This window comes from Aliirhizobium smilacinae (assembly GCF_006335145.1).
In the GTDB taxonomy this organism is placed as follows: domain Bacteria; phylum Pseudomonadota; class Alphaproteobacteria; order Rhizobiales; family Rhizobiaceae; genus Neorhizobium; species Neorhizobium smilacinae.
Map to the genome: position 1 here is coordinate 258,917 of NZ_VDMN01000006.1, position 19,278 is coordinate 278,194.

At 60.4% G+C, this 19,278-nt stretch carries 14 protein-coding genes; 10 read left to right on the forward strand and 4 right to left on the reverse strand.

Annotated features, from left to right (window positions below; all coding sequences use genetic code 11):
* Positions 1-161 precede the first annotated feature (161 nt).
* Positions 162-2,504: a glucose/quinate/shikimate family membrane-bound PQQ-dependent dehydrogenase gene (locus FHP24_RS22945; protein ID WP_139678551.1), complete on the forward strand. Its 2,343-nt coding sequence runs from the start codon at positions 162-164 to the stop codon at positions 2,502-2,504.
* A 187-nt stretch (positions 2,505-2,691) separates the two neighbouring features.
* Positions 2,692-4,050, forward strand: a complete 1,359-nt coding sequence (locus FHP24_RS22950; protein WP_139678552.1) for an enoyl ACP reductase FabMG family protein — start codon at positions 2,692-2,694, stop codon at positions 4,048-4,050.
* Between the two features lie 312 nt (positions 4,051-4,362).
* Here the strand turns inward: FHP24_RS22950 and FHP24_RS22960 are convergent, their stop codons facing one another.
* The 3 genes from FHP24_RS22960 to FHP24_RS22970 all read right to left on the reverse strand — a co-directional run bounded on the left by FHP24_RS22960 (position 4,363) and on the right by FHP24_RS22970 (position 7,947).
* Positions 4,363-4,656: a BON domain-containing protein gene (locus FHP24_RS22960; protein WP_139678553.1), complete on the reverse strand. Its 294-nt coding sequence runs from the start codon at positions 4,654-4,656 to the stop codon at positions 4,363-4,365.
* 53 nt (positions 4,657-4,709) lie between these two features.
* A complete protein-coding gene (locus FHP24_RS22965; RefSeq protein ID WP_394344663.1) occupies positions 4,710-6,638 on the reverse strand; it encodes a hybrid sensor histidine kinase/response regulator in 1,929 nt (642 codons plus the stop codon).
* A 172-nt stretch (positions 6,639-6,810) separates the two neighbouring features.
* Positions 6,811-7,947, reverse strand: coding sequence for a helix-turn-helix transcriptional regulator (locus tag FHP24_RS22970; protein WP_139678555.1), 1,137 nt, complete (start codon positions 7,945-7,947; stop codon positions 6,811-6,813).
* A gap of 179 nt (positions 7,948-8,126) precedes the next feature.
* Here FHP24_RS22970 and FHP24_RS22975 point away from each other — a divergent pair, with 179 nt between their 5' ends.
* From FHP24_RS22975 to FHP24_RS23000, 6 genes are all read left to right on the forward strand, one after another.
* Entirely contained in the window at positions 8,127-8,612 is a 486-nt protein-coding gene (locus FHP24_RS22975; RefSeq protein WP_394344661.1) for a hypothetical protein, read from the forward strand.
* Positions 8,613-8,667: 55 nt separating this feature from the next.
* Complete coding sequence (locus tag FHP24_RS22980; RefSeq protein WP_139678556.1) at positions 8,668-8,940, forward strand: DUF4242 domain-containing protein; 273 nt, start codon at positions 8,668-8,670, stop codon at positions 8,938-8,940.
* A gap of 173 nt (positions 8,941-9,113) precedes the next feature.
* On the forward strand, positions 9,114-9,701 hold the full coding sequence (locus FHP24_RS22985; RefSeq protein ID WP_246091906.1) for a TetR family transcriptional regulator: 588 nt from the start codon (positions 9,114-9,116) through the stop codon (positions 9,699-9,701).
* Positions 9,702-9,767: 66 nt separating this feature from the next.
* Positions 9,768-10,922, forward strand: coding sequence for an efflux RND transporter periplasmic adaptor subunit (locus FHP24_RS22990; RefSeq protein ID WP_139678558.1), 1,155 nt, complete (start codon positions 9,768-9,770; stop codon positions 10,920-10,922).
* 28 nt (positions 10,923-10,950) lie between these two features.
* Complete coding sequence (locus FHP24_RS22995; protein ID WP_139678559.1) at positions 10,951-14,112, forward strand: efflux RND transporter permease subunit; 3,162 nt, start codon at positions 10,951-10,953, stop codon at positions 14,110-14,112.
* A gap of 273 nt (positions 14,113-14,385) precedes the next feature.
* The gene (locus tag FHP24_RS23000; RefSeq protein WP_139678560.1) at positions 14,386-15,465 is read left to right on the forward strand and encodes an enoyl-CoA hydratase/isomerase family protein; all 1,080 of its coding nucleotides are present in this window, start codon (positions 14,386-14,388) and stop codon (positions 15,463-15,465) included.
* A gap of 451 nt (positions 15,466-15,916) precedes the next feature.
* On the opposite strand, the gene FHP24_RS23005 is transcribed toward FHP24_RS23000, so the two are convergent.
* Positions 15,917-16,315 (reverse strand): RidA family protein, encoded by a 399-nt coding sequence (locus tag FHP24_RS23005; protein ID WP_139678561.1) that lies wholly within the window; start codon positions 16,313-16,315, stop codon positions 15,917-15,919.
* 152 nt (positions 16,316-16,467) lie between these two features.
* Here FHP24_RS23005 and FHP24_RS23010 point away from each other — a divergent pair, with 152 nt between their 5' ends.
* Together FHP24_RS23010 and FHP24_RS23015 are read left to right on the forward strand one after the other, a co-directional pair.
* Positions 16,468-17,073 (forward strand): TetR/AcrR family transcriptional regulator, encoded by a 606-nt coding sequence (locus FHP24_RS23010; RefSeq protein WP_139678562.1) that lies wholly within the window; start codon positions 16,468-16,470, stop codon positions 17,071-17,073.
* A gap of 125 nt (positions 17,074-17,198) precedes the next feature.
* The gene (locus FHP24_RS23015) at positions 17,199-19,262 is read left to right on the forward strand and encodes an ATP-binding protein (protein WP_139678637.1); all 2,064 of its coding nucleotides are present in this window, start codon (positions 17,199-17,201) and stop codon (positions 19,260-19,262) included.
* Positions 19,263-19,278 lie beyond the last annotated feature (16 nt).

The following is a 19,278-nucleotide window of genomic DNA, read 5'->3' on the forward strand; positions in this document are numbered from 1 at the left end:
ACCTGCCGCTTTCGACAACCAACCTCTGTCCTTTCCAACCGTTCCTCCTAATTTACGTTCTGCGCCGGACTGGTTGCGGTTTTCACCGGATGGCCAGATCGAAGGGTGCGGGCGTGCAGAGGGTCGTCTGCCGCTTTCTCGGGACATGATGAGGGTGCTTCATGGCTATTCGGATTACGGCAATCATCATCGCGCTGATGGGGCTGGCGCTTGCGGGCGGCGGGGCCTATCTGCTTTCGCTCGGCGGCAGCGCCTATTACCTCCTCTGCGGTATAGGCTTTCTCATTACCGCAGCCCTTCTTATCGCGCGTAAGCTGCTGGCACTGCATGTCTATGCGGTGATCGTCGTCGCCTCGCTTGCCTGGGCGATCTGGGAAGTCGGGTTCGACTGGTGGCAGCTCGGCCCGCGCGGCGGGGTGATCATTCTACTCGGCATGTGGCTGCTGACGCCGTGGATCCGCCGACCGCTTGGTTTCGTCAGTCCGACAGGCGCGCGTTACGGCGCCAGCGCCAAGCCGCTTGCCGTTGCGGTGGCGCTCGCAGTCCTCATTGCAGCAGTCTCGATGTTTTTCGATCCGCTCGACCAGAGCGGCAATCTTCCGGAAGAAAAGGTCGCGGCTGCACCTGCGCTCGGCGGCAATGTGCCGGATGGCGAATGGCACCAGTATGGCCGCACACCTTATGGGCAGCGTTATTCGCCGCTCGATCAGGTCAATGTCGAGAATGTCGGCAAGCTTACGGAAGCCTGGCGTTACCAGACCGGCGACGTGAAGCGGCCGGACGATGTCGGCGAGACGACCTATCAGGTGACGCCACTGAAGATCGGCAACAATCTCTATCTCTGCACGCCGCATAATCTGGCGATCGCGCTCGATGCGACGACCGGCAAGCAGGTGTGGAAATTCGATGCAAATTCCGGCATGAACCCGGACCGGCAGCACCAGACCTGCCGCGGGGTCAGCTACTACAAGGACCAGGCGGCTGCCGCCGACACACCCTGCGCCGAACGTGTCTATGTGCCGACATCGGATGCCCGGCTGATCGCGCTTGATGCGAAAAACGGCGAGGTTTGCCCGTCCTTTGCCGAAAACGGCACGCTGCATCTGGAAAAGGGGATGAAGTACAATCCTGCCGGCTATTATTACTCGACCTCGCCGCCGGCGATCGTCGGCAACAAGATCATCATCGGCGGGGCGGTCAACGACAATTATTCGACGCAGGAACAGTCCGGCGTCATCCGCGCCTTCGACGTCAATTCCGGACAGCTGATCTGGAACTGGGATTCGGGAAATCCGAGCCAGACCCAGCCGTTGCCGGAGGGGCAGACCTACACGACCAATTCGCCGAACAGCTGGTCGGTCTTCTCGGTCGATGAGGAACTGGGCCTCGTCTATATCCCGCTCGGCAACCAGGTGCCCGACCAGCTCGGCATGGGCCGGTCGGAAAACGTGGAAAAGTATTCGTCGTCGATCGTTGCGCTCGACATCAATACCGGTGCCGACCGCTGGGTGCGCCAGACCGTGCATCACGATCTGTGGGACATGGATGTGCCGGCGCAGCCGGTGCTGCTCAATATCACCAAGTCCGACAATTCTGTCGTGCCGGCGCTCGTCGGTCCGACCAAGCAGGGCGATATCTATTTACTCGACCGGCGCACCGGCGAGCCTATCATTCCGGTGACCGAACAGCCGGCGCCGGGCGGCACGATCCCCGAGGATCACGCCTCTCCGACGCAGCCGATTTCGGCACTCAACTTCCGGCCGCGCAAGCTGGAAGGTCGCGACATGTGGGGTGTCACCATGTTCGACCAGATGGTGTGCCGCATCCGGCTGGAGCAGATGAATTACGACGGGCAATACACGCCGCCGTCGCTCAACGGCACGATCGTCTATCCGGGTAATTTCGGCACGTTCAACTGGGGTTCTGTCGCAGTGGATCCCGAGCGGATGGTGATGTTCGGCATGCCGACCTATCTCGCCTTCACCTCGAAACTGGTGCCGCGTGCCGACATTCCGCCGAAGGGGCAGGACGAAAAAGGCTCCGAACAGGGTCTGAACCGCAATGACGGCGCGCCTTATGGCGTGCTGATGGGGCCGTTCCTCGGGCCGCTGAACATTCCCTGCCAGGCGCCGCCTTGGGGGTATGTTTCCGGTGCGGATCTCCGGACCGGCAAGATCGCCTACAAGCATCGCAATGGCACGGTTCACGACATGACGCCTCTGCCGCTGCCGTTCAAGGTGGGTGTGCCGGGTATTGGCGGGCCGATGATCACCAAGGGCGGCGTCGCCTTCCTCGGTGCGGCCGTCGACGACTATCTGCGTGCCTACAACCTGACCGATGGCAAGCAGCTCTGGGAAGCCCGGCTTCCGGCCGGCGGGCAGGCGACGCCGATGACCTATGCGGTCGAGGACGGTCGTCAATTCGTCGTCATCGTTGCCGGCGGTCATGGCTCTGTCGGCACAAAACCGGGCGATTACGTGATCGCCTATGCACTGCCGAGGTAAGCAATATGGCTGCGGCGCAAGACGTCGCAGCCATTTTTTAACGGTAGACGGTTATCCAGGTCAGTTCACGCTTTGAAATGTACAGTCATTTAATATGACTTCCTATTCCGTGCCATTCCGGTCATGAGACTATCGACACCCCGTCCGAGTGACGACTCGACGAACCATAGACTAAAGAGCTGACAGCATGAAAAATCCAGTCGCAGTTAATCGCCTTGCCGAAAATACCGTCTTCCGCAAAGGCGACGTTTTCGTTCTCTTCGGCGAATTGTTCGGTCGCGGATATGCGACGGGCCTGCTCGACGAAGCAAAGCGGGCCGGCATGGAGATTGTCGGCGTCACCGTCGGACGCCGCGACGAGAACAACGCGCTTCGGCCGCTGACCACAGAAGAACTCGCAGAAGCCGAAGCCCGTCTGGGCGGCAAGATCATCAACATCCCCGTCATGGCTGGCTTCGATCTCGATGCGCCTGCGGGCGGCCCTACGCCGACCGATCTGCTTTCGAAGCTGACGCTTGAAAACTGGCAGAGCGAAAAGCTCGACTGGGACTACATCCAGCAGTGCCGGGACGTTGCCACAGCGCGGTTCAAGAATGCGGTTTCCGAGGTTATGGCCGTTCTCGACGGCATGATCGGCGAAGGCCGCAATGTCTTCTTCGCCCATACGATGGCCGGCGGCATTCCGAAGGCCAAGGTGTTCCTGGTCATCGCCAACCGCATCTACAAGGGCACCGCCGGCCGTCACATGTCGTCCCAGGCTCTGGTCGAAAGTGATCTCGGCAAGCTAATCCTGCAGAATTTCGATGAAGTTTCCGCAATCACCTTCCAGCATCTGATCGATGCCAGTGCTTCGATCCGCGCGCGTGTCGAAGCGGCAGGCAATCAGGTCCGTTACACGGCCTATGGTTATCACGGCACCGCGGTGCTGATCGACGGCGATTACCGCTGGCAGACCTATACGAACTACACTCAGGGCTATGCCAAGATGCGTCTCGAAGGCATCGCGGAAAAGGCTTGGGCAGCGGGCATCAAGGCAAGCGTCTATAATTGTCCCGAAATCCGCACCAATTCTTCCGACGTGTTCACCGGCATCGAGCTGCCGCTGATCCCGCTGCTGCTCGCCTTGAAGAAGGAGAATGGTGGTGCGTGGGCGGAAAGCCAGTGGCAGGCCTGCGAGAAGCTTCTGAAGGACGGTTTCTCGATGAAGGACGTGCTGCAGAAGATTACCGACATGCAGGGCAGCGCTGTCATGCGTCCGTTCTACGATTTCTCGGCATGGCCGATGGCGAACGGCCAGGAGCAGGCAGATCTCACCATCGGCACGTCCAGCGAGATCTCCCAGATGCATCGTGACAGCAAGGCGCTGATCAGTGACCTGCTGAGCGTGTTCGTCGTTGAAGCAACGGGCAAGCTGATCTTCGCCGAATCGTCCGAGCCAACTGGCCCCGTCCAGTGGCTCAACCACGATATCGTTGCCCGCCGACTGAATGCTTCGCATGCACAGTCCGCTCACGAAGTTTCCGCTTCGACCCGCGAAGTGGCCTGAGTTATCCCTTTTTATGAGTAAGCTTGCCACCATACAATACGGGTGGCTGGATGAGAGCCTCAACCGAGGCTCTCGCCCTTGCAGCGAAATCATGTTCCAGCTCAGATTGGGGAGCGAGCCTCGTCACGTAGGCATCGACGGCTTGTTATCCTATTCCGCAGTTCCCGGATCCGTCGCGCTCGCATATTCGACCAATGCCTTTATCACGGTCCGATACGCCATTTTATGCGCACCCGCAGCCACGTCATATCTGTCCGGCGTTGCTTCTTCCGGCACCAATATCTCCATGTTTCAGGCTACGCGTAGAGGCTCTCAAATCCCGCGTTGAACCTGATCCGGGCCTGTCGCAGCGATCTCGTTCCTGACCTTGGTGACGCCTTCGACACTGCGAGCGACTTCCTCGGCGCGAGTGACTTCTTCCAGCCTGAGGACTGCGCCGGCAAGGGTGATGGTCGAGCCGTTCGCGGTCACCGTCACATCGCTGGCATCGATGCCGCCGGAAGAGGCAAGCGCGTCGGATACCGCGGATTCCAGAGTTGCGCGGGCCGGGAATTCGACTTCGATTTCCGGCGGCGCTTCGTAAAACTGCTGATGCTTGAAGACCATGTCGATTCCTCCCGTATTGGAACGGGAGGACAACGCATCGCGCCGGGAATGGTTCAGGTGCCGGTGACGGTACCGATCATATCGCTCAGCTGCTGCTGGGAGAATGGTTTGGGCAGACGGGGCAGATGGTTGCCGCTACCGTCGGGAAGCTCGGCGTAGCCGGTTGCCAGCACGACAGGAAGGCCGGGCCATTCGGTGGCGATTTCTGCGGCGAGTTCCGCGCCCGTCATCTTCGGCATGGAATGGTCGGTGATGACGAGATCGATGCGGTTGTCTTCCTGCCTCAGGGCTGCAAGCGCCTCGGAGCCGCTATAGGCCTCGATCACCTGATGGCCGAGATCTTCCAGCATCAGCGTCGTGTTCATCAGCACGAGCGCATCGTCATCGACCGCAAGTACGATGAGCGGGCGATCGCCCAGCTTCTCGCCGTTACCGGCTGCCTGAGCATTTTCCTTCGGGCAGTCCTCTTCGTCTATCGTCGGCAGAAAAAGCGACACGGTGGTGCCCTCGTGCCTGACGCTTTCGATCGAGAGCATGCCGCCCGATTGTTCCGTCAGTCCCTGTACCATCGACAATCCCAATCCTGTTCCCTTGCCGACACCCTTGGTGGTGAAAAAAGGTGTCGTTGCGCGCGTTACCGTTTCCGGGTCCATCCCTTCGCCGGTATCGCTGACGTATATACGCAGATAGTCACCGCAGCGCAGTTTTCCACCCTCATCCTCAACATAGTGACGTTCAGCGCTGATCGTCACTGTTCCGCTTTCGCCCATCGCATCGCGGGCATTGACCACGAGATTGAGCAATGCGGTCTCGAGTTGCACGCTGTCGGTCAGCACGTTCGGCAGGTCCGGCGGGAAGTGCGTTTCGATGCGCATCGACGAGCGCAGCGAACGTTCGAGAAAATCCATCATGCCGGCGACCAGCAAGGGCACGTTGACCGGGCGCATGTTCAGTTCCTGCCGGCGGGAAAAGGCCAGCATCCGCTGCGTCAGTGCCGCACCACGTTCCGTACCCTGCAGTGCGTTGTCGAGAAGGGGGCGAAGGGCAGGGTCGTCCGGCATGCGCTTGCGCAGGATTTCGAGGCTGCCCATGATCGCCATCAGCAGATTGTTGAAATCGTGGGCGATACCGCCGGTCAGCTGGCCGATCGCCTCCATCTTCTGCGCCTGGAACAGTTCCTCGCGGGTCTTGGTCAGCGCCTTCTGCGCCTCGACCTTTTCGGAAATATCGCGGGTGATCTTGGCATAACCGATCAACTGGCCGGTCTCGCCGCGGATGGCGTCGATAACGACATGCGCCCAGAAGGTCGTGCCGTCCTTGCGCTGTCTCAGGCCCTCGCGCTCGACCCTGCCGATGCGGCGGGCGATTTCGAGATTGCGTTCCGGCTCGCCCTTCTTCTGGTCTTCCTCGGTATAGAAATGCGAGAAATGCCTGCCGACAGCCTCCTCTGCCGTATATCCCTTGATGCGGGCGGCGCCTGCATTCCAGTTGCTGACGAAGCCATCGGGATCGAGCATGTAAAGCGCATAATCGCTGACGCCGTTGACGAGCAGCTGGAATTTTTCCTCGCTCAGCCGCAGCTCGGCTTCCGCCTTCTTGCGTTCGGTCAGGTCGCGCGTCACCTTGGCGAAACCGAGAAGATGACCGCTGCGATCCCATATCGGATCGAGAATGACATGGGCCCAGAAGCGGGTGCCATCCTTGCGGATGCGCCAGCCCTCGCTTTCGAAGCGGCCCTCGTTCATTGCCGTTTCAAGCGCCTTTTCAGGCAAGCGTGCGCGACGATCTTCGTTGGAATAAAAACGGGAAAAATGATGGCCGAGAATTTCCTCGGGCTCGTAGCCTTTGAAGCGCTGCGCGCCGGCATTCCAGCTCGCAACGTGGCCGGATGGATCGAGCATGTAGATGGCATAGTCCGAGATTGCATCCACCAGCAGGCGATAGCGCTCCTGGTCGAGCAGTGAACCGTCGTGACTTTCCATCATCGCATGCATATTCCCCCCCGAAGCCGCACTCTTTCGCGGCTCGGCGCCACCAAACGTGCAAACCGGAATTTCGTTCCCGCGGACTACTTCTATTTACGCAGCGGTCCGGTGATACCACGATCTCTGAGGGCGTGCCAGAAAAACGGCTTTTAACTTGAACAAGTCATTACTAAATGTGTCTTTGTATTGGCGGCGTCAGTTCGCGTATCAGTTGCTGAAGGCTTCGCTGATCTGACGCCCCGGTCTTGTCATAAACCGCACCCAGTTGCGATTTGACGGTCCCGTCGGTAACGCCCTGAACCTCGGCAATCTGGTTGCGCGTGAGACCTTCTGCGACATAGCCGACCACGCGGCGTTCGGCCGGTGTCAGGGCGAAGAGCGCTGCGACGGCTTCCAGAGCAGTTTGCACCACTGTGCCTGCGGCGGCGACAAAAATTGCGGCTGCCGCATTGCCCTCGTAACCGCCGCCTTGCCGACGGCGCTGGAGGGGCAGGACATGCGCAACGGCGGGCCGTTCGCTTGAACCAAGGGGTACGTCGATGCCGGCTGCACCAAGCCTGATTTCGTCACGGGCGCCGAGCGCAACGGCGGCGGCGAGAGCGCTGCCCGCATGGTCATGTGCGCAGACAAGCCTGCCCGCATGGGCGCGCACGACCTTTTGCTCGCGTAGCCGCGCTTCTGCGGCTTCGTTGGCGAAAACGATCGACATGTCGTCTGCGACGATAAAGACCGCGTGATCCAGAGCGTTGATGACCTGACGCAGAACCGCGGTCTGGCCACGTTCGGTTTCCAGCATGTCGTGGATTGTCACCGCGCGTCGGATATGGGGGCCGAGCAGGCCGACGAGATGGAATATTTCCGGATCTTTCGGCTGATACCGGACCGATATGTTGATCGTGCCGACGCGGCGAGGGCGCTTCAGGATCGCCATGTCGATCGAGTTCAGCACGCCGTAGCGGGAATGGAAATTGCGGTAGAGATCGCCACGTTGCCAGACCTCTTCGCCGTCGGGGCCATACAGTGCGAACATGCGCTCCAGCGTATCCGGCTCGTCCAGCTCCATCCGGTGCAGCAAATGGAAAAAGGGCACGTCCTTGGCGTATTGCATCAGGGTGCGGATAGCTTCCTCGTCGTCGCAGGCAATCTGCGCAAGGCTTGCCGAGCGGGTTTGGGTGTCGAACACCGCGATGGTCGTGAGAAAGCCGTCAATCCTCTGGTTGATCAGGCGCATGGCTTCGGGCCATGAGGCCTCGCTGGCGACGCAGTCGTAAATTGCGCCGATTATTTCGGACAACTTCTGATCCATGCCGATGATCCTGTGCCTGCCGCGCCATGGCGGTCAATCCTGACAATCTGCAATTGTGATAGTGTTTCGGAAAATATCAATCATCCCCCGTGCGGGAGATGTGCGGCGAGCCATCTTCCCTAGAAATGCGCCGGCCGGAGGGGATCCGGTATCAAGCACATTTCAAGGAGATGACACGCATGACGCGAATAAGAACGTTGTTGGCAATGCTTCTCGTATCTGCCGCATTGCCGGCGATGGCCGCCGCAGAAGGAGGCCTGCCGGCCAAGGTCCGGGAAGCGAATGCCCGGTTCAAGGATGTGAAACAGGCGGTCAAGGAGGGATATTCGCCAATCCCCTGCACGAGTGGTGTGGATGGTGGGGCCATGGGTATCCACTACGTCAATGGAGACCTGATCAAGGACGAGGCCATCGACCTGTCGAAGCCGGAAGCCGTGATGTACGAGCCGGACGCGCATGGCCGGATGGAGCTGGTCGCGGTCGAATATATCACCACCAAGGGGCCGGCAAATCTGGAAGGGCAATTGTTCAGCCTGACCGGAGCGCCGAACCGCTACGGGTTGCCGGCCTTCTACGAACTGCATGTCTGGGCCTGGCGCAAGAACCCCAAGGGAGCCTTCGCAGACATGAACCCCACCGTCAGCTGCGAACATGCGCATGGCTGACCGGCGCGCAAAGCGGCCGGCAGCATTCGAAACAAATCCACGAAAGGATACCTCAATGCCTCAATTCGTCATCGAACGAAATATTCCGGGTCTCGGAAACATGGACCAGCAAACGTTGAAGGAGATCTCGGCCAAATCGAACGCGGTCGTCGACGGGCTGGGTGAACCCTATACCTGGGTCACCAGCTATGTGACCGGTGAAAAGATGTATTGCGTCCACGAGGCGGAAAGCGCCGATGTGATCTACCGTCATGCCAGGGAGGGTGGCTTCCCGGCGGACCGGGTGACGGAGATCACCAGTCTCATCGGGCCGCATACGGGTCGATGAGCGGGGAGGGCGGCCGGCGGGGTGAGGCCGCCTCTTCCAAAGCCTGACTTTCTGCCACGCTCAAGGCTCTGCCGGCTCGGGTCCAGGTTGACAGTTTTTCGCTTTTGATTTACGACTGACGAAAATTAAAATTCGTCAGTCGTAAATCGTGAGGAAATATGGATAACGCCGACATGCATGCTGAGGCTGTGCGTCAGGAGAATATTCAGCGGATTCTCGATACCGCCGAGCGGTTGTTCAAGCATTACGGCTATACCAAGACGAATGTCGCCGACATCGCCAAGGATCTCGGCATGTCGCCGGCAAACATCTACCGGTTTTTCTCGTCGAAGTCGGATATCCACAAGGCGCTGGCCGACAGGCTGTTGAATTCCGGCCGTGCGGTTGCGCTTGAGAACGCCAGGCGACCGGTGAGTGCTGCGGAACGGATACGCGACCATTTTATGCAGCAGCATGCGATCACGATCGAAACCCTGCTGCATGAAAACAAGGTCCATGAAATGGTGATCGTCGCCATTCAGGAGCAGTGGTCCGTCATCGAAAGCCATATTCGGGAAATGCGGGAGATCGTGGCAGGCATCGTCCGCGAGGGTATTGCCGCCGGTGAATTTCGCGCTCAAGATGCCGATGCTGCCGCGGAATGTCTTTGTGATTGCACGGTGACCCTCTGTCACCCGCAGATCATCGCCGAATGCCTCATCGAGAACCGTCGTACGACGCCGGCCGATCTGGTCGATTTCGCCATCAGGGCGCTGAAATAGAAAAACCTCGAAATGAAAAGCCGGTGTCGCAAGACGCCATATGCAATCGCCACCGGAGTGGGGGCTATGTCCTTGATCACTATTCGACGTTCTTGCGTTTTCGCAAAAGGACTGCTTTTCGCAGTCGCCTTCAGTGCCCTGGCGGGCTGCTCGGAAGAGAAGAAAGTCGAGGCGCCGGATCCGGTTCGTCCGGTCAAGGTTGTCGAGATCGGCGGGCCGGAGATCGGGCGTAGTCTGGTCTATTCCGGTTCGGTCAGGGCTCGGACCGAGATGAATCTCGGCTTTCGCGTTGCCGGCAAGATTACCGAACGACTCGTTGATGTCGGCGACCGGGTTAAGCCCGGCACCGTGCTCGCAAGGCTCGATGCGGTGGATTACCAGCTTTCGGTGCGCAGAGCCGATGCCGATCTGAGATCCGCCCAGAAACAAGTTGAAATTACGGGGCTTGCCCGCAAGCGTGCGGAAACGCTGGCGGAAAAGAGCGTCACCTCACAGTCGCAGCTCGAACAGGCCCAGCTTGCCGCCGATCAGGCGCAATCGCAGCTTCAATCTGCTCAATCGGCGCTTGAAGAGGCGCAGAACCAGGTCGCCTATACCGAACTGAAAGCCACCCAGAACGGTATCGTGACCACGGTCAGTGCCGATATCGGCCAGGTCGTCAGTGCCGGCACGACGGTGGTTGCGGTTGCGGTCGACGGCGAAAAGGAAGTGCAGATCGCCGTGCCGGAAACGGATATCGTCCATTTCAAACCCGGCAAATCGGTAAAGGCCAGCTTCTGGTCGGCGCGAGATCTGGTGCTTGAAGGCAAGGTCCGCGAAGTGGCCGGCAGCGCCGACGCGCAGTCGCGTACCTTCGCCGTCCGGGTCAGCCTGCCGGCAGATGACCGGGTGCTGATCGGCATGACGGCAACGATCGATGCGGTCGAGGACAATGTCGCGCCAACATTCGGCGTGCCGCTCGCAGCGCTTTCCCAGAAAGACGGCAAGCCGGTTGTGTGGATCGTCGATCGCGAAAAGGGCGAGGTCAGTGCCCGGCCGGTTACTGTCGCGGGATATGGCGACAGCAGTGCGCGGATTTCCGAGGGGCTTGCCAAGGGCGACCTCGTCGTCTCGGCCGGCACGCAGTTCATGAAGGACGGGTTGAAGGTCAAGCTGCCCGAAACGGTCGCGTCGCGCTTCGGCAGCGTATCGACCCAGTCCACCGCTTCGATCCAGCCTTAATCGCCCTGCGCTGAAAAGGACAACCCCAATGAGTTCCTCCAATCAGGCAAATCCGCAGCCAAAGGGCGGTTTCAACCTTTCGCGCTGGGCGATCGGCCATCCGAGCATTGCGCGCTTCCTGTTCGGCCTGATCATCGTCATGGGCATTCTCGGCGTCATGAACATGGGCCAGAAGGAAGATCCCGACTTCACCTTCCGCGTCATGGTGGTGCAGAGCGTCTGGCCTGGCGCCTCGGTTGAAGACATGCAGAACCAGGTCGTCAACAAGATCGAGCGCAAGCTGCAGGAAACGCCTCATCTCGACTGGGTAAAGTCCTACACGCGCGCCGGTATCGCTATCACCACGATCCAGGTGAAGGGCGATACGAATTCGCAAGAGGTTGCAGACGCCTTCTATCAGGTGCGCAAGAAGGTCGGCGACATCAAGCAGGATCTGCCGAGCGGTTTGCTCGGTCCCTATTTCAACGACGAATTCGGCGATACTTATATCACGCTGCATGCGATCACCGGCGAGGGCTACAGCTACCCGGAACTCAAGCAATTTGCCATTCAGGCGCGCGACATGCTGCTTGCCACGCCCGGCGTGGAAAAGGCCACGATCCTCGGCGACCAGCCGCAGAAGATCTTCATCGATATTTCCTCCAAGGCGATGGCCGAGCGCGGTCTCAACGTGACCAATATCCAGGATGCCTTGGCCGGCCAGAATACCGTCGATGCTTCGGGCAGCGTGCAGACCGCGGATCGCTCGGTGCGCATCTCCGTCGAAGGCGACGTGAGGACGCCGGAAGACATTCGCGAGCTGAGGATCAAGGCTGGCGATCAGGTGATCCGGCTCGGCGATATCGCTACCGTCAAGGATGGCCTCGTTGATCCGTATGAGCGGAAATTCCGCTTCAACGGGCATGACAGCGTCCAGCTCGGCGTCGTCATGGCCAACGGCTTCAAGGTGACCGATGTCGGCCATGACATCGAGGAGACCTACAAGCGATTTGCCGAAACGCTGCCGATCGGCGCCGAAGTGCATCAGGTTTCCAACCAGCCGGAAGTCGTGACCGAAGCGGTCGGGGAATTCACCCAGGCACTGATGGAGGCGCTTGCCATCGTGCTGGTCGTGTCGCTGATCTCGATCGGCTGGCGCTCGGGCATCGTGATCGCGATCGCCATCCCGCTGGTGCTCTCGGCAACACTGGCGATCATGTATTATCTCGGCATCGAGCTGCAGCGCATCTCGCTCGGCGCGCTGATCATTGCGCTCGGGCTGCTCGTCGACGATGCGATGATCGTGGTCGAGATGATGGAGCGCAAACTGGAAGAGGGGCTTCCGCGGCTGGAGGCTGCGACATTCGCCTATTCCTCCACCGCCTTCCCGATGCTGACCGGCACGCTGATTACCACAGCCGGCTTCATCCCCGTCGGGTTTGCGGACTCGACGGCCGGTGAATATGTGCGCTCGCTGTTCTACGTAGTCGGTATCGCGCTGATCGTGTCGTGGTTCGTGGCGGTCTATTTCACGCCGTGGCTCGGCTACATGCTGCTGAAACAGCGTGCCCATGCCGGAACCGGTCATCACCACGACGCCTATGATACGCGCATGTATCGCGGTGTGCGGCACACGGTGACCTGGTCTGTGCGCCACAAGGCGATCATTCTTCTCGCAACGCTCGGCATCTTTGCCGGCAGCCTGTGGTCGTTCCAGTTCATTCCGCAGAGCTTCTTCCCGCAATCGTCGAGGCCGGAAATTCTGGTCGACATGTGGCTGCCGGAAGGAACTGCGATCGAGGAGGTGGAACGTCAGGCCAAGGCGCTCGAAGACAAGATCATGCCCGATCAGGACAAGACCTTCATCGCCACCTTCATCGGCGAAGGCGCGCCGCGTTTCTTCCTGCCGCTCGACCAGCAGCTTCGCAATCCGAACTACGCCCAGTTGCTGATCATGTCGAAGGGGCTCGAGGAGCGCGAGCGGATGATCGTGAAGCTGCGGCAGATTCTTGCCGACGATTTCCCGACCGTACGCAGCAAGGTCGACCGCCTGTTCCTCGGTCCGCCAACCGGCTGGCCGGTGCAGATGCGCGTCATCGGCCCTGACAAGGCGGAAGTGCGCCGCATCGCCGATCAAGTGAAGGAGCGTTACCACCAGAACCCGCTTTTCGGTTCGATCCACGACGACTGGATGGAGCCGGTGCCGGGCATGAAGCTGGTCATCGATCAGGACCGCGCCCGGGCGCTGGGTGTCTCGTCGCAGCGCGTGCGGCAGATGCTGCAGGCCGCAACAGCCGGCGCTCCGCTTGCGGATTTCCGTGATGGCGAAGAGACGGTCTCGATCGTGCTGCGCGAACCGGATGCGACCCGCGACCTGCTCTCTGCCGTCCAGTCGGTCTATGTGCCGACCGATTTCGGCGGCTTCGTGCCGGTGTCGCAGATCGCCCAGGTCGTGCCCGTGATGGAGCAGGGGATCGAGTGGCGGCGCGATCGCCTGCCGACGATCACCGTCAAGGCGACATTGCCCGATGGCATCGAGGCGACGCAGGCGTCGATGAATTTTTACAATTCGATTGCCGATCTGAGGGGCGCGCTTCCCGCCGGCTACCGGATCGAGATCCAGGGCGGTGCCGAGGATGCGGCCGAAAGCCAGGCCTCGATCGCCGCCAAGGCGCCGATCATGCTGCTGGTCATCATGCTTCTGCTGATGATGCAGTTGAGGCATTTCGGCAAGGCATTGCTGGTGCTCGCCACCGGTCCGCTCGGGATCATCGGCGCGGCGATGGCTCTTCTGATCACCGGGGCGCCGTTCGGCTTCGTGGCGATCCTTGGGGTGATTGCGCTGCTCGGCATCATCATCCGCAACTCGATCATCCTGATCGACCAGATCGACCAGGATATCGCGGCGGGCATGCATCGTCAGGAAGCGATCGTGGGCGCTGCCGTACGTCGTTTCCGGCCGATCATGCTCACCGCAATGACGGCGGTGCTGGCGCTGATCCCGATTTCCTGGGGTCTGTTCTGGGGGCCGCTCGCCTATGCGATGATGGGCGGCATTCTGGTGGCAACCGTGCTGACACTTCTGGTTCTGCCGGCGGGGTATTCGTTGTTCTTTGGGCGCGAGCCGAAGGCGAAGGACGGCGAGGGCCAGCCGGCCAATCAGGGCGATCTATTCGACGGGAAGCGGGAACTGCCGATGGCTGCGGAGTAGAGGGCTTCGTGGGCGCGGAAGGTTCCCCTCAGCAACAAAATCTAAGACTTAGCCTTTGGCTAAGATCTTGATTTTGTAACCTCTCCCACAAGGGGAGAGATACCGGTGAGGCATCTTAGCTTTAGCTAAGATGTTGAAATCGCAAGTGAGGGGATCGCCATCCATACTGCCGGCAACTCTCCCGATGCGGCAATCAGGTCCAATATTATGTCTGGCATCATCGATTTGCTGACCGTTATGATCACGGACCGCTAATGACATTCAGGGACAGGCATGACCGATAGGGCAGTTCAGACCGACGAAATCCTTTTTTCCCGCATCGGGTCGGCGGCGATCATCAGGCTCAACCGGCCGAAGGCGCTCAACAGCCTCAACCTTGCCATGGTGCATGCGATGAAACCGGCGATGGAGCGGTTTGCCAATGACCCCGAGATCTCCTGTGTCATCCTGACGGGCGAAGGCGAACGCGGGCTTTGCGCCGGCGGTGATATCCGCGCCATCTACCAGCTCGGCAAGGCAGGCGATCCGGACGTCACCCGCTTCTGGCGCGAGGAGTTCCCGATTAACTACACGATCGCGCGCTATCCCAAACCCTATGTGGCGCTGATGGACGGTATCGTCATGGGCGGCGGCGTCGGTGTCGCGTCGCATGGCAGACACCGGATCGTCACCGAGCGAACGAAGCTTGCCATGCCCGAGACAGGCATCGGTTATGTGCCGGATGTCGGCGCGACATGGCTTCTGCCGAGGGCGCCGGGCGAGATCGGCACATGGATGGGCCTGACCGGCGAAATCGTCGGCGCGGCGGATGCCATTTTTGCAGGCCTTGCCGACATGTTCGTTCCCTCAGAACGGCTAGGGGCGCTGACGCAGGCGCTGGGCGAGCTGAAAGCCGGATCATCGGATAGGGATGTCCGGGCGGTCATCGACGGGTTTGCCGGAGCGCCGGGGGAAAGCCGGCTTGCAATGCATCGCGACCTCATCGATCGCGTGTTTGCCTTCGATACGGTGGAGGAGATCATCGCGGCGCTCGAAACGGAACCGGGCGAGTTCGCGGCTGAGACACGCGCCGTGATCGCCAGGCGTTCACCGACGAGCCTCAAGCTGACTTTGCGATTGCTGCGTGCCGGGCGGAAAAGTTCCGGTCTGGTGGAATGCCTTGAGCGGGAGTTCACAGTCGCTTCGGAGCTTCTGCGCAACCGTGACTTCTATGAGGGCGTGCGGGCCGCCGTGATCGACAAGGACCGCAATCCGCAATGGCAGCCGGCGACGCTGGCGCAGGTGAGCGATGCGGATCTGGATCGGTATTTTGTCGGTGGTCATGCAGTGTTGTTTCCCGAGCATCGGCTGTAACCCAAGCAATAGGCTTGGCGGATTTGCTGAAGGGGCTGAACTTCGGGTACCCCCTTTGCCGCAAACACCTACATCCACGCGGGCCTGAGCCGGCATGGTTGGGTTGGGAATGGGGCAGGCAAGTGGGTATTGTGGGGTAGTTGGTAGATCTGGTCTGCCTGCCCCGGCCGTTTCATCCGGTCTTTCGGGACTTGTCAGTTCCCTTTAGACCATATTTTCGACCATCACCGGAAACCGGGCTGCGACCAGTTGAAGGAGGAGGCCGGTTCGCGAACCCGGTTCCCATCCGATGACGGGAGGATTGTCGCGCGCTTCTCGGGCGCGGGGATGAAATCGATCGGGCGGTTTCGGCAAGTCTTTGCGAGACAATGCGAATAATTTCAACGCCCGGTCCGATCATCCCCGCGACAGAGGGGCATGGTATCATGCCGATACGAGCGCGGGCGGCGTGTCAGGCGGCCTGCGGAATGCGGGCGATGACCTTGATTTCGAAATCGAAGCCCGAAAGCCAGGTGGTGCCGACGGCGGTCCAGTTCGGATAGGGGGCTGTAGGGAAGATCCGGTTCTTGACTTCCATGATCGTGCCGAACTGGTTTTCGGGATCGGTGTGGAAGGTGGTGACGTCGACGATATCTTCCAGCCCGGCGCCAGCGGCTTTCAATACGGACTGGAGGTTGTCGAAGGCGAGTTCGACCTGGGTCTTGAAATCCGGTTCGGCCGTGCCGTCCTCACGGCTGCCGACCTGGCCCGAAATGAACAGAAGGTCGCCGGAGCGGATGGCCGCCGAATAACCGTGCTTTTCGTAAAGAGCGTGGCGGTTCGGCGGGAAGATGGTTTCGCGTTTTGTCATGATCTGGCCTCTCAATGTTTCCGGTGCGTATCCGACAGGATGCGCTTCACAAGCCGGGGTGGAATTTGATATACGGCTCGTATGTAAATATGTAGCATACGGTGCGTATGTCAAGTTCATATACGTTGCGTATCTGAAATTCGGAGTTTGCAATGGCTGGAAAGCGTCTGGAAAAGATGGAAGAAAACCGCGCAAAGCTGATAGCGGCAGCGCGAAAAGCCTTTGCGGAAAAGGGGTTCGCCCATGCTTCGATGGACGAGCTTACTGCCGATGCCGGGCTGACGCGCGGCGCGCTCTATCACAATTTCGGCGACAAGCGGGGGCTTCTTGCTGCGGTCGTCGACCAACTGGATAGCGAGATGGCGGCCCGGGCAAAGGAGATCGGCGCGGAGAGGGCAGGCCGGGACGAGGGTGATATGTGGCAGGCGCTACTTGGCGAAGGGGCGGCCTATATCGAGATGGCGCTTGATCCGGAAATACAGAGGATCGTGCTGCTTGACGGCCCGGCCGTGCTGGGCGATCCGTCCTTGTGGCCGAGCCAGAACAGCTGCCTTGCCGAGACGAGGAAGGGGGTCAGTCTGATGGTCGAGAACGGGATCATGAAGCCGGTCGATATCGAGGCCGCTGCCCGGCTTCTCAACGGCGCGGCCCTCAATGCCGCGCTCTGGGTGGCGGCGAGCGACAATCCGGCCGAGGTGCTGCCAAAGGCGGTCGAGGCATTCGCGCTGATGGCAGGCGGTTTGCGCGCCACGGCGTGAAATCGTTACACCGCAACACATGGAAGACATTGCAACGTAAGACGTGGCAACCGATTTCCTTTGATGCGCGTTATGCTAATTAAGCCCATCGCCGTTAAGAGGATCGATCCTTGAGTTCTGACGAAATGCTTCATCTTCCGGATGACGATGCCCTCTTCCGGAGCGAAGCGCGTTATCGCGCCTTGTTCGAGGCGATCGACGAAGGTTTCTGCATCATCGAGTTTATCGATGGCCCTGAAGGACCGCTGAGCGATTATGTGCATATCGAAGCCAATTCCGGCTACGAGCGGCAGACGGGTATTACGAATATCGTCGGCAAGCGGCTTCGCGAAATCGAGCCCGCCGCCGCGGACAAATGGATCGAGCTTTATGGCGGTGTTTTGCGCACCGGCGAGCCGATCCGTTTCGAACAGGAATTCGAAGCGATCGGACGGCATATCGAAGTGTCGAGTTCGCGTGTCGAGCCGCCCAGCCTGAGGCAGGTATCGGTGCTGTTTCGCGACATAACGGCCCGAAAGCATGCTGAAGCGGCGCTGAAGGCGAGCGAGGCCGTGGCGCGCGAAAATATCCAGCGTGTCAAGCTAGCGCTGGCAGCCGGAGCGATCATCGGCACATGGTTCTGGGATATTCCGGCCGATAAGTTCACCATCGACGAGGCGTTTGCCGATGCTTTCGGCCTCGATCCGGCACTCGGGCGCAGCGGTCTGAGCCTCGACCAGATCATCGAGACGGTGCATCCGGACGACAAGGCTGGGCTTTCGGCAGCGATCACGGAGGCGCTGACGCGCAGCGGCCCTTGGGCGCATCAATACCGGACACGGCGTCTGGACGGGAATTTCTACTGGCTGGAGGCCAACGGCCGGGTGGAGCTTTCAGCCGACGGCAAGCCGTTGCATTTTCCGGGCGTGCTGCTCGATATCGAGGCCCGCCGGAGCGTCGAGGCGGAGCGTGACCGTGCATCGGCAGCGCTGCGGGCATTGAACGATACCTTGGAACAGCGGGTTTCGGAGCGCACCACCGAATTGATGCGTGCCGAAGAGCAGCTGCGCCATGCCCAGAAGATGGAGGCGGTTGGCCAACTGACTGGTGGTCTGGCGCATGATTTCAACAATCTGCTGGCCGGCATTTCCGGCTCGCTGGAACTGATGCAGACGCGGCTGGCGCAGGGACGGATCAGCGATCTCGACCGCTACATTACCGGTGCGCAAGGGGCGGCCAAGCGCGCCGCGGGCCTGACCCAGCGTCTGCTGGCGTTTTCGCGCCGACAGACGCTCGATCCGAAACCGGCCCTTCTCAACCGTCTGGTTTCAGGCATGCAGGATCTGGTCACCCGGAGCGTTGGTCCCACCATCCATGTCGAAACGGCATTCGCCGGCGGTTTGTGGACGACTTTCGTCGATGTGGGGCAGCTCGAAAACGCGCTGCTCAATCTGTGCATCAATGCGCGCGACGCTATGCCCGATGGCGGCAAGCTGACGATCGAGACGTCCAACCGCTGGTTCGACGAGCGTGCTGCCCGCCAGCGCGGGTTGCCGCCCGGACAATATGTGTCGCTCTGCGTCAGCGATACGGGTACCGGCATGCCGCCGGAGATCGTCGAGCGTGCCTTCGATCCCTTCTACACGACCAAGCCGATCGGGCAGGGCACGGGGCTCGGGCTTTCCATGGTGCACGGTTTCGCCGGGCAATCCGGGGGCACGGCGCGGATTTATTCGGAACTCGGCAAGGGCACGATGATCTGCATCTACCTTCCGCGCCATCTCGGCGAAGAAGGGATCGATGAGGATGTGGCCGAGGTGGCCTCGGCACCGCGCTCCGCCGACCACGAAACCATTCTTGTTGTCGATGACGAGCCGCTGGTGCGGATGGTTGCGGTCGAGATCCTCGAAGAGCTCGGTTATCATGTGCTCGAGGCCGGTGACGGGCCGACGGCAATGAGGATCATGAATTCGGGCCAGCCGATTGATCTTCTGGTCACCGATGTCGGCCTGCCGGGCGGCATGAACGGGCGGCAGCTGGCGGATGCGGTGCGCGCAGACCGGCCGGATTTCAAAATCCTGTTCGTCACCGGTTACGCCGAAAACGCCGTGCTGAACCATGGCCATCTGGAACACGGCATGCATGTGATGACCAAGCCGTTCCTTAGCGACGCCTTCGCACGGCGGGTGAGGGAGCTACTGTCGGAGTAGGCCAAGGAAGCCGGGA